This window comes from Flavobacterium procerum (genome assembly GCF_042431625.1).
In the GTDB taxonomy this organism is placed as follows: Bacteria; Bacteroidota; Bacteroidia; order Flavobacteriales; family Flavobacteriaceae; genus Flavobacterium; species Flavobacterium procerum.
On the sequence record NZ_JBHLYW010000010.1, the window covers coordinates 680,688 to 694,350 of the forward strand.

Below are 13,663 nucleotides of genomic sequence, written 5' to 3' on the forward strand. Positions count from 1 at the left end.
ATTATGGTTTTAAAAGACTTTTACAAAGTACTTTCAGAAGAAAAAACATCGGATACTAAATATAATTTTCGTATATTAGTTAATGCCAAACATGAGGTTTTTAATGGTCATTTTCCAGGAAATCCAATTATGCCGGGCGTTTGCATGATTCAGATTATTAAAGAACTTACAGAGTCAGTAACAAAAAGTTCGCTGTTTATTCAAACACTTACGAATGTAAAATTTATGGCATTAATAAATCCGAATGTAACTCCGGAGCTGGTTCTTGAACTTGATATTACAACCACAGAAGATGATTTGGTAAAGGTGAAAAACACCACATATTTTAACGAAACCATCGCTTTAAAATTAAGCAATGTGTATAAAAAATTATAACTATGAAATTACTAGTATCATTATTTTTATGGATCAGTTTTGCCACTACTCCGGATTTGGCGTCCATCCGAAAAATTTATCCTGACGTTGCAAAGTCAGAAACCAACGCAAAAGAATTTATTGAAAAACTTTCTGCCGTTTCTAACAACGACGAAAAAATTCTTGTAGCCTACAAAGCCGCTTCTATTTTAGTAGATTCTAAATTTGAGAAGAAAATCGGCGAAAAAATCGATCGCTTTAAAGAAGGTGCAAAACTTTTGGAAGCAACAATTAAAAGCGACCCAAGCAATATCGAAATGAGAATGATCAGACTGAGTATTCAGGAAGATGTTCCGGCTATTACTGGTTACAAAAAAAATATTAAAGAAGATAAAAAATTCATCACAACACATTATGCTGCGCATACTGGTGCTTTGAAAGAATATTTAAAAGACTTTGTTTTGCAATCTAAAAGCTTCTCTGAAAAAGAGAAACAGTTTGTGAAGTAAGCCTCAGAAAAAACCCTCAATGAAACCTATTTTATCACAGCAGAATCTGCTCGATTCAACCTCTTTCTGCGTTATTGTTCCGACTTATAACAATCAGAAAACATTGAAAAAAGTGCTGGATTCTATTTTAGATTTCACTTCAAATGTCATTATAGTAAATGACGGTTCGACAGATGAAACTGGTGAAATCCTAAAACAATATTCGCAGCTTACGCAAATTCATCATCCTAAAAATTTAGGAAAAGGAAGAGCGCTTCGAAACGGTTTTAGAAAAGCCCTTGAATTGAATTTCGAATATGCCATCACAATTGACTCTGACGGTCAGCATTTTGCATCGGACATTCTAGGTTTCATTGAGGAAATTCAAACTGCTCCCAATTCACTTTTAATTGGAAGCAGAAATATGACACAAGAAAATGTGCCGAAGAAAAGCAGTTTTGGCAACAAATTTTCTAATTTCTGGTTTAAGTTTGAAACCGGAATTGAACTTCAGGATACACAGTCTGGTTTTAGGTTATATCCGTTGCGACTGCTTCCAAAACAATTTTACACCAATAAATTTGAGTTCGAAATTGAAGTAATTGTACGCGCTGCATGGAAAGGAATTGTGGTAAAAAACATTCCGATCAAAGTTTTGTATGATCCTGCAGAACGTGTTTCTCATTTTCGCCCTTTTAGAGATTTTACCCGAATCAGTATTTTGAATACTGTTTTGGTTACTAATGCTTTATTGTATATCAAACCTCGCGATTTCTTTAGAAGAGCAAAAAAAAAAGGCTTTAAAAAATTCTTTTTAGAAGATGTTTTAGAAAGCAGCGATTCTAATTTTAAAAAATCGGCAGCAATCGCATTGGGAATTTTTATTGGTATTTCTCCTTTTTGGGGTTTTCAAACAGTGCTTCTTTTCGCTTTCGCAGCACTTTTCAGGCTCAATAAAGTCATTGCTTTTCTATTTTCAAATGTGAGTTTTCCTCCTTTTATTCCATTTATAATTTATGGTTCTTTAAAAATGGGAAGCATCTTCATTCCTTCAGACGGGCATCTTTTTCTAGACAGCTCGATGACACTTGACGATATTCAGAAAAATGCTGCTCAATATATCGTCGGAAGTCTTATTTTAGCAACCGTTTCGGCACTATCAGCTGGTCTTATAAGTTATTTGCTTTTGACCGCTTTCAGCAAAAAACGCATTGAATAATATATATTTATTTCTTGCCCAAAATTTCACAAATTAACACAAATCAATTCGTGAAAATTTGTGAAATTCGTGGCGGAAAAATTTTAAATAAAAATCCATGCATCAATATTTTTACGCGATTCATTTATTTGTAAATCGAAGAAAATCTCTTTCGGTATTACTGGCTTTTTTGATGCTTTTGGTTTTCGGATTTTTTGCTTCGAAGCTTAAATTTGAAGAAGACATCACCAAGCTTATTCCAGCAAACGAAAAAGCAGATGTAACGGCAAAAGTTTTAAAACAGCTCAATTTTGCCGATAAAACCACGGTTATTTTTAAGCTCGAAAAAAACGGCTCTGCCGAAGATTTAAAAGAAATGGCTGCTGTTTTTTCAGATAGTGTCTCTACATCTTGCAAATCTTATATCACTGGAATTCAAGGAAAAATAGACGAAGAAAATATTCAAGAAACCATTGATTTTGTCTACAACAATCTACCGCTTTTTCTCGATGATAAAGATTATGCTGCTATCGAAAACAAACTGCAAAAAGACAGTATTGCGGCAACGGTTCAAGGAAATTACAAATCGATTATTTCGCCTTCTGGATTTGTTACCAAAAATTTTATCCTTCAGGATCCGCTTGGAATCTCTTTTATTGCCTTAAAAAAATTACAACAACTAAACATCGGCGACGATTTTACCCTTGAGAATGGTTTTGTAATGACCAAAGACAAAAAGAAATTATTGCTTTTTCTGACTTCTGATATTTCATCTAGCGAAACTGAAAAAAACAGCATATTTGCTGAAAAACTGCAATCGATTCAGAAAAATTTAAATACGCAGTTTAAAGGAAAAACATCTGTAACCTATTTTGGTTCTGCCTTAATTGCAGCTGCCAACGCAAAACAGATTAAAAGCGACATCGTGCTGACAACCTCAATCGCGATGTTTACCTTAATGCTGATTCTGATTTTGTTTTACAGAAAAATTCTGATTCCGTTAATCATTTTTCTTCCAACAGTCTTTGGAGGCTTATTTGCCGTTGCCTTTTTGTATTTCGTCAGAGAGCAGATTTCGGCAATTTCACTCGGAATCGGATCTATCTTACTAGGAATCACAATCGATTATTCTATTCATATACTAACGCATTACAAACATAATAGCGACGTAAAAACGTTGTACAAAGACATTACGATGCCCGTTATTATGAGCAGTTCTACAACGGCTGTTGCTTTCTTATGTCTACTTTTTGTAAAATCGGATGCACTGAATGATCTCGGAATTTTTGCTGCTGTTATTGTTATGGCTTCAGCAGTATTCTCTCTTTTGATTGTACCGCATTTGTACAAACCGAAAGAAAATCAAACAGAACACAAGAAAAATGTCATCGATAAAATGGCTCATTTTTCTTTTCACAATAATAAATTCTTAATCGGGTTCTGCGTTATTATTACGATTATCTGCTTTTTTACTTACAACGATGTTGGCTTTAATAACGACTTATCACAACTTAATTTTGTTCCGAAAGAAATTAAATCGGCCGAAAAACAACTGGAAGAAAGCACCAGTTTAACATCAAAAACCATTTATCTGGCTTCGTACGGAAAAAGCCTCGAAGAAGCTTTACATCATAACAGCCATCTTTTTGCAGATTTATCAAACGAAAAAAACAATAATAAAATATTGAATTTCAGTTCTGTTGGCGGCATTATGATTTCTCAGGACGCGCAACAGCAAAAAATTGAAAAATGGAATTCGTTCTGGAACATTCAAAAAAAACAATTCCTAAAATCAGAATTAATTTCCGAAGGTTCTAAACTCGGATTTAAGCCCACAACGTACTCTCAATTTTTTGATCATTTAGATTTTGATTTCAAGCCCGTTTTAGCCGACGAATATTTAAAAATTCAGGCGTTACAGTTGAAAGAATTTGTAACTGAAAAAAATGGTTTTTATACGATCTCAACTTTAGTAAAAGTATCTCCGGAACAGCGAGATGCTTTTGTAAAATCGGCTTCGGCCAAAGAAAACCTGATTGCGATTGACCGTCAGCAGATGAATGAAACGTTTTTCAGCACTTTGAAAACCGATTTTAATTCATTAGTCAATTATTCGTTTGTGGCTGTAATCCTAATTTTGTTTTTCTTTTTTAGAAGAATCGAATTGGTAATTATAAGCTGTATTCCGATTGCGTTAACCGGAATTGTCACCGCAGGAATTATGGGCATTTTTGGCATTCAGATGAATATATTCAGTATGATTGTCTGCACACTGATTTTTGGTCACGGAGTTGATTTTAGTATTTTCATGACCAGTGCTTTACAAAAAGAATATACCAACGGAAAAAATGAAATTGCTGTTTACAGAACTTCGATTATTCTGGCAGTAATTACGACTATTTTAGGAATCGGCGCAATGATTTTTGCCAAACATCCCGCACTGACTTCTATTTCGTCAGTTTCATTAATCGGGGTTTTTGCAGCTTTGATCATCACGTTCATTTTTTATCCGATTTTGTTCAAATTATTTTTGTCGAATCGCCCTAAAAATGGAAATCCGCCATTTAAATTACGAACTTTTATTCATGGAGTGATTTCGTTTACTTATTATGGATTGGGTGGCATCTTAATGTCGATTTTCAGTGTGACTTTGTTGCCAATTATTCCGCTTAAAGCGAAAACAAAAATGAAGGGATTCCGTTATTTTGTTTCAAAATTGATGAAATCGGTATTATATACGAATCCTTTTATCCGTAAAAGAATTGTCAATAATTACCATGAAACTTTCAAAAAACCAGCGGTAATAATCGCAAATCATTCATCGTTTGTAGACATTCTTGCCATGGGAAGTCTGAGTCCTAAAATTATTTTTCTGGTAAGCGACTGGGTTTACAACTCTCCTATTTTTGGCGGTCTTGTTAGAAAAGCAGGTTTTTATCCTGTTTCTGAAGGTATCGAAGGCGGTGTTGAGCATCTGCGTAAAAAAGTAGAAGAAGGTTATTCGTTAATGGTTTTCCCAGAAGGAACTCGTTCTGAAAGCAATGTTATAAAACGATTCCATAAAGGAGCTTTTTTCCTAGCACAAGAATTCAATCTTGACATTATTCCGGTTGTCATTCATGGCGCTTCAGAAGCAATTCCGAAGGGCGATTTTGTAATTCACAAAAGCTGGCTTACTGTTACAATTTTAGAAAGAATAAGACCTGAGGATCTTTCGTTCGGAAAAAATTATACAGAAAGAACCAAACAGATCAGTACGTTTTTTAAAGCAGAATACCGAAAAATCCGTCAGGAACTTGAAGGTCCTGAATATTTCAAAAAAATGCTTGTCAATAGTTACGATTATAAAGAAATCGAAATTGGAAACGAAGTAAAAAAAGATGTAAAACAAAATCTTGAAACGTATTATAATTTAAATAAATACATTGATCCAAAAGCAAAAATCCTGCATTTAGGAAATGATTACGGACAATTGGATGTTTTGCTTTCTTTACAGGAACCGCAGCGAAAAATAGTTTCTTTTATTAATGATGAAGAAAAAACACTGGTTGCCAAAACGAATTATTTCCTTAAAAAGAGAAAAATAGAATATCTCGATCAATTAGAATCAGCATCTGAAAATCTATATGATATTCTTTTGGTTTCTGATGAAAGTCTTAAAAATGAAATCGAAAAAGTTATTCAAAATATTTCTAGAATAATCCTAATTAATTGTTCCGGCTTGAAAAATCAGTTGGTTGATTCTGATTTTGAAATAGTTTCTGAAGAAAGTAATATAATCGTTTTGACTAAAAAATAATGAAACAACAATACGACGTAGTGATTATTGGCAGTGGTTTAGGCGGCTTGGTTTCGTCTATCATTTTGGCTAAAGAAGGCTACAGCGTTTGTGTACTCGAAAAAAACAATCAATACGGCGGAAATCTACAAACTTTTGTTCGCGACAAAACGATTTTCGATACCGGAATTCATTATATCGGCGGGTTAGAAAAAGGACAGAATCTTTACAAATATTTCAAATATCTCGGCATCATCGAGCAACTGAATCTTAAAAAACTAGATGAAGATCGTTTCGATATGATTTCTTTTGAAAACGATCAAAACGAATATCCACATGCGCAGGGTTATGAAAATTTTGTAAAACAGCTAACGGCGTTTTTCCCGGACGAAAAAGAGAATCTAAACAACTATTGCAAAAAGTTACAAGAAACCTGTGATGCTTTTCCGCTTTATAATTTAAACTGGGAAGGAAAATACGATACCGAAATTCTGGAACAAAACGCAAAGGAAATAATTGATTCTTGTAGTGAAAATGAAAAACTGAAAGCCGTTTTGGCCGGTTCAAATTTTTTGTACGCTGGAATTCCTGACAAATCGCCTTTTTACGTTCATGCCCTTTCGGTCAACTCATATATTCAAAGTTCTTGGCGATGCATCAATGGAGGAAGCCAGATTACTAAACAGCTTTTAAAACAGCTCAAAAAATACGGCGGAGAATTTTATAAATACAAAGAAGTCATTCGGTTGAATGTAGAAGACAACAAAGTCGTTTCGGTTGATTTAAAAGACGGAACTCAAGTTTCTGGTTCGCTTTTCATTTCAAACATCGAACCTAAAACAACTTTGAAAATGGCTGGTCAGGAAAATTTCAGAAAAGCTTTTTTTAATCGCATTCAAGATCTTGAAGATGTAATTTCTGCTTTTAGTTTATACATCGTTTTTAAACCAGAAAGCTTCAAATATATCAATCATAATTTTTATCATTTCAAGAATAGTTCTGATGTTTGGACGGCTCAGGAATATGATGAAAATTCTTGGCCAAAAAGTTATATGGCTTCGATGAATGCTTCTAAAAGAGAAGAAATCTGGGCAGAAGGCATGACTTTTTTAGCTTACATGAAATACAAAGATGTCGAACCTTGGGCCGATACTTTTAATACAACTTCTGAAGAAAGCGACCGTGGCGAAAGTTATGAGGAATTTAAAAACCGAAAAGCCACCAAATTTTTGAACGAAATCGAAATCAAATTTCCTGGAATCAGAGAATGCATAAAATCAATACATACTTCTACTCCATTGTCGTATCGCGATTATATTGGCGGACATAACGGAAATATGTATGGATATGTTAAAGATTCTAATAATCCGATGAAAACCATGATTCCGGTAAAAACAAAACTCGAAAATCTGTATCTTACCGGCCAAAGTACCAATATGCATGGCGTTTTAGGTGTTACGATTGGAGCCGTAAATACCTGTTCTGAAATAGTTGGAAAAGAATATCTGGTAAACAAAATCAATAAAGAATCTGAATAAACGATTATGATAAAACGAATTTTGCATTGTGTTTTGATTGGTTTTTTAGGACTAATAGTTTCCTGTGGCACCTCAAAATCTAAAAATCACAAACCAGATCTCAGCGCTTATAATGCTGCAAAACCTGCTGTCAAAAAAATATCAGATAGTGTTTTTGTTTCTGGAAATAATTCATTCTTAAAAAACAAACAAGGACTTTGGGAACTTTACGCGGAAGGAGATCCTCTCGAAATTGGTTTAAATACAGGAGCGTTGACCGATTCGCTTCTTAACAAACAACAACATATTTTTTTTTCAAAAATAACCGATTTTGTACAGTCAGAATTCCAGCAAAAAATTCTACGCAAATTTTTAACTTGGTACAATCGAAAATTATATTTAAATGTTCCTAACGAATTTCAGGCAGAAATTTATGGCGTTTCAGAATATAGCTCAGCCGATTTTGATAATATTGCGCCCCGTTTTCAACGCAGTTTGTACCTCCACGGCGCGCATGATATCGGTCACGCATTGCAGGATTTGGCATTGGTGGGGTGTTCGTCTTTTGCAGTTTGGAATGAAAAAACCGAAGACGGCAGTTTAATCCTCGGACGAAATTTTGATTTTTATGTGAATGATGAATTCGCAGAAAATAAAATCATCGCTTTTATAAATCCAAAACAAGGTCATAAATTTATGATGGTCACTTGGCCCGGAATGATCGGTGTAGTTTCTGGAATGAACGAAGAAGGACTTACGGTTACAATCAATGCTTCGAAATCTAAAATTCCGTTGATTGCCAAAACACCGATTTCGATTCTGACACGCGAAATTTTACAACACGCCAAAAATATAGATGAAGCTATTGCCATTGCAAAAAAACGAAAAGTTTTTGTTTCTGAATCTATTATGGTTGGAAGCGCTCTTGATAACAAAGCGATTCTGATTGAAGTTGCTCCAGATAAAATGGATGTTTACGAGGTTCCAAATACCGATCAATTAATTTGTTCGAATCATTTTCAGGGAGAAGCTTTTGCAGCTGATAAACGAAATCAGGAGCAAAAAGTAAATAGTCATTCTGAATACCGATTTGAAAGAATGCAGGAACTTTTAGCAGAAAATAAAAAAGTAAATCCTGAAATCGCCTCGGAAATTCTTAGAAATAAAAATGGTTTAAAAAATATCGAATTGGGTTATGGTTCTGAAAAAGCATTGAATCAATTAATGGCGCATCATGGAATTATTTTTAAACCAAAAGAAAAATTAGTATGGATTTCGGCAAATCCGTATCAATTGGGCGAATTTGTGTGTTATGATTTGAATTCTGTTTTTAATAACAGAAAAAAAGAAATCAAATCTTTTCAAATCGAAAATCTGAATATTGCCAAAGATCCTTTCTTGGAAACTGCTGCTTTTCAGAATTATAAAAAATTTAGAGTTGAAGATCGCAAAATAGATTCGTTTCTGGATAAGGAAGAAACGATTTCTCCTGAGTTTCTTGAGAATTATCAATCATTAAACCCTGATTATTGGGTTGTGTATTATAAAGCAGGGTTGTATTTTTACCAAAAAAAAGAATACAAGCAGGCGCAGCTTAATTTTGAAAAAGCGTTGACCAAAGAAATCACCACTTTGCCTGAAAAAGAACAAATTGAAAAATATTTAAAAAAGATCAAAAGAAAATTAAAATGATTCCAGCAATAGAAAAAGATTCTTTAGAAGAAATTAAAATTTTTCAGGAAAAAAAATTAGCCGAACTTTTAGCTTATATCAGTACAAATTCTCCTTTTTATAAAAGGCTTTTTGCAGGTCAGAATATTGATGTTACGAAAGTAAAAACAATAGAAGATTTACAATTTTTACCTGTTACTACCAAAGAAGATATACAACGATATAATGATGATTTTATGTGTGTTCCGCAACATAAAATTATCGATTATGCTTCAACATCTGGAACTTTAGGAGATCCTGTTACATTCGGTTTAACTGATTCTGATTTAGATCGACTGGCTTATAATGAAGCTATTTCATTTGCTTGCGCGGGAATTGCAGAAGGCGATGTGGTGCAATTAATGACCACAATTGACAGAAAATTTATGGCTGGTTTAGCTTATTTTCTGGGTCTTCGTAAACTGAAAGTCGGTGTTATTCGCGTTGGCGCGGGAATCCCAGAAATGCAGTGGGACTCGATTTTAAAATACAATCCAAGCTATTTAATTACGGTTCCTTCTTTTCTTTTGAAATTAATTGAATACGCAGAAATGCACGGAATCGATTATAACAATTCGAGCATAAAAGGTGCAATCTGCATTGGAGAATCTTTGAGAGAACAAGATTTTTCAATGAATATTCTGTCGAAAAAAATTACGGATAAATGGAACATCAAGCTATTTTCAACTTATGCTTCTACCGAAATGAGCACTGCTTTTACAGAATGTGAACACGGAAAAGGCGGTCATCATCATCCGGAATTAATCATTGTTGAAGTTCTAGACGAAAATAATATACCTGTTAAAAATGGAGAAACCGGCGAGCTGACCATTACCACTTTAGGAATTGAGGCGATGCCTTTGCTTCGTTTTAAAACTGGAGATATTGTTCAGTTTCATAACGAGCCTTGTGCTTGCGGCAGAAACACTTTGCGTGTCGGCCCGGTTCTTGGACGTAAAAAACAAATGATCAAATACAAAGGAACAACTCTTTATCCGCCTGCGATGAATGATGTTTTGAGCAGTTTTGATACCATTGAAAATCACCTTATCGAAATTTCAACTAACGATTTAGGAACAGATGAAATTCTGATTAAGATTGTTGCAAAAAACCAATCGCCAGAATTCTTACAAGAAATTAAAGATCACTTTAGAGCCAAACTGAGAGTAACTCCAAAAATAGAATTCGCTTCAAAAGAAATCGTAAATCCCTTGGTTTTTAATCCAATGAGCAGAAAACCAATTCGATTTTTCGACTATAGATCTTAGTATTAGGTACAAAGAGGCAAAGGTTCAAAGGGACAAAGGCTATGTAATAGCTTGATAAAAAACCTTTGAACCTTTGTCTCTTTGAACCTTTGAACCTCAATTTGGTACAAATTGAACTAAATGTTGTAATTTTGCAAAAAATTATGAAGATGGTCAAGATTGGCAACATAGAATTACCCGAATTTCCTTTATTACTCGCACCGATGGAAGACGTCAGTGATCCGCCGTTTCGCAGATTATGCAAAACGCACGGTGCCGACATGATGTATTCTGAATTTATTTCATCGGAAGGATTGATTCGTGACGCTATAAAAAGCCGTATGAAGCTGGATATTTTTGATTACGAACGTCCTGTTGGAATTCAGATTTTTGGTGGTGATGAAGAAGCGATGGAAATGTCGTCTAAAATAGTTTCTACGGTGAAACCAGACTTAGTGGATATTAATTTTGGATGTCCAGTAAAAAAAGTGGTTTGTCGTGGTGCCGGAGCCGGAGTTTTAAAAGATGTTGATTTGATGGTTCGTCTAACCAAAGCGGTTATCAAAGGCACTGATTTGCCTGTTACAGTAAAAACACGTTTGGGTTGGGATGAAAATTCTATCAATATTGATGAAGTTGCTGAAAGACTTCAGGATATTGGTGTTCAAGCTTTGACAATTCACGCCAGAACTCGTGCGCAAATGTATAAGGGACATTCTGACTGGTCGCATATTGCACGTGTAAAAAATAACCCAAGAATTACAATGCCTATTTTCGGAAACGGCGATATCGACAGTCCTGAAAAAGCATTACAATATAAAAATGAATACGGAATTGACGGAATCATGATTGGTCGTGCGGCGATTGGATATCCGTGGATTTTTAACGAAATAAAGCACTATTTCAAAACAGGAGAACACTTGCCAGCTCCAACGGTTATTGACCGTGTAGAAGCAGCCAGAAATCATCTAAAATGGTCTATGGAATGGAAAGGCGAACGTTTGGGAATTGTAGAAATGCGCCGTCATTATACCAACTATTTCAAGGGAATTCATTCCTTCAAAGAATTCAAACAAAAATTAGTTACAACCGATGCGCCTGAAGATTTATTTGCTATTATGAAAGAAATTGAACAGGTTTACGCTGGATATGAATTTGTTTAAAAATATAAAAAAAGACCTTCACAATATTGTTGAAGGTCTTTTTTTATTTATCATCATAGTGAAATCGACATTGTAATATAATACACTTTTGATCCGTTCCTTTTGTTCCTGATACTTTATAAACTAATCGATGCTCTCCATTAATTCTTCTAGACCAGAAACTTTTTAAGTCATGTCGCAAAGGTTCTGGTTTCCCAATTCCTTTAAAAGGATTTTGTCTAGCTGATTTAATTAATTCTTTTATTTTTAATACCGTGTCTGTATCATTTTCAATCCAATATTCAAAATCTTCCCATCCATTTTCAGTAAAACAAATATCCATATCAAACTTTATAATTCGTCAATATTATAAGATATCATCTTTCCATTCTCCAGTTGTTCCATAGATTCCGAAAGGCGTTTTCTATTAGCTTTTGTAGATAACAAATGCTGTGTTTCTAATATTGAATTATATTCTTTTATTGAAATTATTACTACTGCATCTTCTTCAGAATTTCTAGGAACTACAATTATTTCTGATGATTCTGCTACTTCATCAAAATAATTTTTAATATTTTTCCTTAGTGTTGATATTGAGATTGCCTTCATAATTTAGCACTTTAAATTGTACGTTCAAATGTACAATATTTTGTTTTTCAAAACTTCTTTTATAAAATATTTAACTTTAATAAAATGGCGTCAAATATTTGACGCCATTTTTAGTTTCATTAGACCTGAATCCTTTTCCATTTTCCTCTTTTATAGAAAAAGATTCCTGCCAAAGTAATCGCAGTTTCGGCAACCGGAATGGCGATAAAAACTCCTGTTGGCCCCATATTAAAATGTTTCGCTAACACATATGCCATCGGAATCTGAAATAGCCAAAATCCACAGAAATTGATTCCGGTTGGTGTCCAGGTATCTCCTGCTCCATTAAAAGTATTAATCAAAACCATTCCAATTCCGTAGAAAATAAATCCGATGCTCATTATTTGTAAAGCTTCTACCGCAATCCTGATATCTATTTTATCATCTATAAAAAACGAAATAATAGGATTAGCAAAACCTAATGTAATAACCATAATCGACGCCATGAAAATTACATTGTACCGTGCCGTTGTATAAACCGATTTTTCGGCGCGTTCAACTTGATTTGCTCCTAAGTTCTGTCCAACCAAAGTCGCTGCTGCATTGCTTAATCCCCAAGCCGGAAGAATAAAAAACATCATAACTCTAAGGGCAGTTTGATAACCCGCAGAACCATGGTCGCCTCCCGTTGTCGCTACTAATTGAGCTAAGAAAATCCAACTGCAAGAAGCAATTACAAATTGTAAGATTCCCGGAGCTGCGATTTTTACTAATGCTTTTATTTGTGGAAAATCTGGAGCGAAATAAGATATTTTGATTTTCAAAACTCCATTTCCAAAGAACAAATGATACACTTGATATAAAACACCAATACTTCTTCCGATACTTGTTGCCAAAGCGGCACCGATTAGTCCGAAAGCGGGAATTGATCCGAAACCATTAATTAAAATCGGACATAGAATGATATTGCAGATATTGGCAATCCAAAGACTTTTCATTGCAATTGCCGCATTTCCTGCGCCACGGAAAATTCCATTAATCAAGAACAAAAGCATAATGCACAAACTGGAACCAATCATAATTTGTGTAAATCGGTAACCATGTTCGGCTGATTCTAATGAAGAACCCATTAAAATCAGAATATCTTTTGCGTAAATAATTCCGAAAATGCTCATAATGCTATTTACTGCAAATGCAATAATAATAGCCTGCATTCCCGCTTTTGCCGCAGCGATGGAATCCTTTTCTCCTATTCTTCTGGCTACAACTGCTGTCGCCGCCATGCTCATTCCGATAGCGAGCGAATAAATTACAGTCAAGACCGATTCGGTTAAACCGACAGTCTGAATGGCAAAACTGCTTTCTTCTAAATGCCCAACGAAATACAAATCGACTAATGCAAAAACCGATTCCATCATCATTTCTAAAACCATTGGAATGGCCAATAGAATTACAGCTTTTTTGATGCTTCCAGAAGTATAATCAAATGATTCGTCTCCTTTTAAGGCTTGTTTTAAAGTGGTGAAAATTTTAGAAAAAAAACTTTTCTTTATAGTTGTTTCTGTCATGATATATTTAGGATAAATAATATAATGGTCCAGATATATTTTTCAATCTGAACTAAAAAAGTAAACGTAAGTA

11 protein-coding genes are annotated in these 13,663 nt (G+C 34.3%); 8 read left to right on the forward strand and 3 right to left on the reverse strand.

Translation table 11 applies throughout. The features are described from left to right. The first annotated feature begins 3 nt into the window (after window positions 1–3). From ACFFLS_RS17390 to dusB, 8 genes are all read left to right on the forward strand, one after another. The gene (locus ACFFLS_RS17390; RefSeq protein ID WP_379684244.1) at window positions 4–375 is read left to right on the forward strand and encodes an ApeI family dehydratase; all 372 of its coding nucleotides are present in this window, start codon (window positions 4–6) and stop codon (window positions 373–375) included. Window positions 376–377: 2 nt separating this feature from the next. Beyond that, window positions 378–863, forward strand: coding sequence for a hypothetical protein (locus tag ACFFLS_RS17395; protein WP_379684243.1), 486 nt, complete (start codon window positions 378–380; stop codon window positions 861–863). 19 nt (window positions 864–882) lie between these two features. Continuing rightward, window positions 883–2,061: a DUF2062 domain-containing protein gene (locus ACFFLS_RS17400; RefSeq protein ID WP_379684242.1), complete on the forward strand. Its 1,179-nt coding sequence runs from the start codon at window positions 883–885 to the stop codon at window positions 2,059–2,061. A 97-nt stretch (window positions 2,062–2,158) separates the two neighbouring features. Further along, window positions 2,159–5,839: a 1-acyl-sn-glycerol-3-phosphate acyltransferase gene (locus tag ACFFLS_RS17405; RefSeq protein WP_379684241.1), complete on the forward strand. Its 3,681-nt coding sequence runs from the start codon at window positions 2,159–2,161 to the stop codon at window positions 5,837–5,839. Further along, entirely contained in the window at window positions 5,839–7,356 is a 1,518-nt protein-coding gene (locus ACFFLS_RS17410) for a phytoene desaturase family protein (RefSeq protein WP_379684240.1), read from the forward strand. Before ACFFLS_RS17405 ends, ACFFLS_RS17410 begins: the two co-directional genes overlap by 1 nt. 6 nt (window positions 7,357–7,362) lie before the next feature. Continuing rightward, window positions 7,363–9,027 carry a C45 family autoproteolytic acyltransferase/hydrolase gene (locus tag ACFFLS_RS17415; RefSeq protein ID WP_379684239.1) on the forward strand — a complete coding sequence of 555 codons (1,665 nt, stop codon included), beginning with the start codon at window positions 7,363–7,365 and terminating at the stop codon, window positions 9,025–9,027. Next, window positions 9,024–10,313: a flexirubin biosynthesis putative acyl-CoA ligase FlxY gene (flxY, locus tag ACFFLS_RS17420; protein ID WP_379684238.1), complete on the forward strand. Its 1,290-nt coding sequence runs from the start codon at window positions 9,024–9,026 to the stop codon at window positions 10,311–10,313. The genes ACFFLS_RS17415 and flxY overlap by 4 nt, the downstream gene beginning before the upstream one ends. Before the next feature lie 149 nt (window positions 10,314–10,462). Beyond that, window positions 10,463–11,455, forward strand: coding sequence for a tRNA dihydrouridine synthase DusB (dusB, locus tag ACFFLS_RS17425; RefSeq protein ID WP_379684237.1), 993 nt, complete (start codon window positions 10,463–10,465; stop codon window positions 11,453–11,455). A 43-nt stretch (window positions 11,456–11,498) separates the two neighbouring features. Here dusB and ACFFLS_RS17430 read toward each other — a convergent pair whose 3' ends face one another. The 3 genes from ACFFLS_RS17430 to ACFFLS_RS17440 form a co-directional block, all read right to left on the reverse strand. Beyond that, window positions 11,499–11,777, reverse strand: coding sequence for a Txe/YoeB family addiction module toxin (locus ACFFLS_RS17430; protein WP_379684236.1), 279 nt, complete (start codon window positions 11,775–11,777; stop codon window positions 11,499–11,501). A gap of 8 nt (window positions 11,778–11,785) precedes the next feature. Continuing rightward, entirely contained in the window at window positions 11,786–12,043 is a 258-nt protein-coding gene (locus ACFFLS_RS17435; RefSeq protein WP_379684235.1) for a type II toxin-antitoxin system Phd/YefM family antitoxin, read from the reverse strand. A gap of 119 nt (window positions 12,044–12,162) precedes the next feature. Beyond that, entirely contained in the window at window positions 12,163–13,590 is a 1,428-nt protein-coding gene (locus ACFFLS_RS17440) for an MATE family efflux transporter (RefSeq protein WP_379684234.1), read from the reverse strand. Between the last annotated feature and the right edge of the window lie 73 nt (window positions 13,591–13,663).

Coding starts and splice junctions, on each gene's coding strand:
- ACFFLS_RS17390 (WP_379684244.1), top strand. CDS start 4: ATGGTTTTAAAAGACTTTTACAAAGTACTTTCAGAAGAAAAAACATCG.
- ACFFLS_RS17395 (WP_379684243.1), top strand. CDS start 378: ATGAAATTACTAGTATCATTATTTTTATGGATCAGTTTTGCCACTACT.
- ACFFLS_RS17400 (WP_379684242.1), top strand. CDS start 883: ATGAAACCTATTTTATCACAGCAGAATCTGCTCGATTCAACCTCTTTC.
- ACFFLS_RS17405 (WP_379684241.1), top strand. CDS start 2,159: ATGCATCAATATTTTTACGCGATTCATTTATTTGTAAATCGAAGAAAA.
- ACFFLS_RS17410 (WP_379684240.1), top strand. CDS start 5,839: ATGAAACAACAATACGACGTAGTGATTATTGGCAGTGGTTTAGGCGGC.
- ACFFLS_RS17415 (WP_379684239.1), top strand. CDS start 7,363: ATGATAAAACGAATTTTGCATTGTGTTTTGATTGGTTTTTTAGGACTA.
- flxY (WP_379684238.1), top strand. CDS start 9,024: ATGATTCCAGCAATAGAAAAAGATTCTTTAGAAGAAATTAAAATTTTT.
- dusB (WP_379684237.1), top strand. CDS start 10,463: ATGGTCAAGATTGGCAACATAGAATTACCCGAATTTCCTTTATTACTC.
- ACFFLS_RS17430 (WP_379684236.1), bottom strand. CDS start 11,777: ATGGATATTTGTTTTACTGAAAATGGATGGGAAGATTTTGAATATTGG.
- ACFFLS_RS17435 (WP_379684235.1), bottom strand. CDS start 12,043: ATGAAGGCAATCTCAATATCAACACTAAGGAAAAATATTAAAAATTAT.
- ACFFLS_RS17440 (WP_379684234.1), bottom strand. CDS start 13,590: ATGACAGAAACAACTATAAAGAAAAGTTTTTTTTCTAAAATTTTCACC.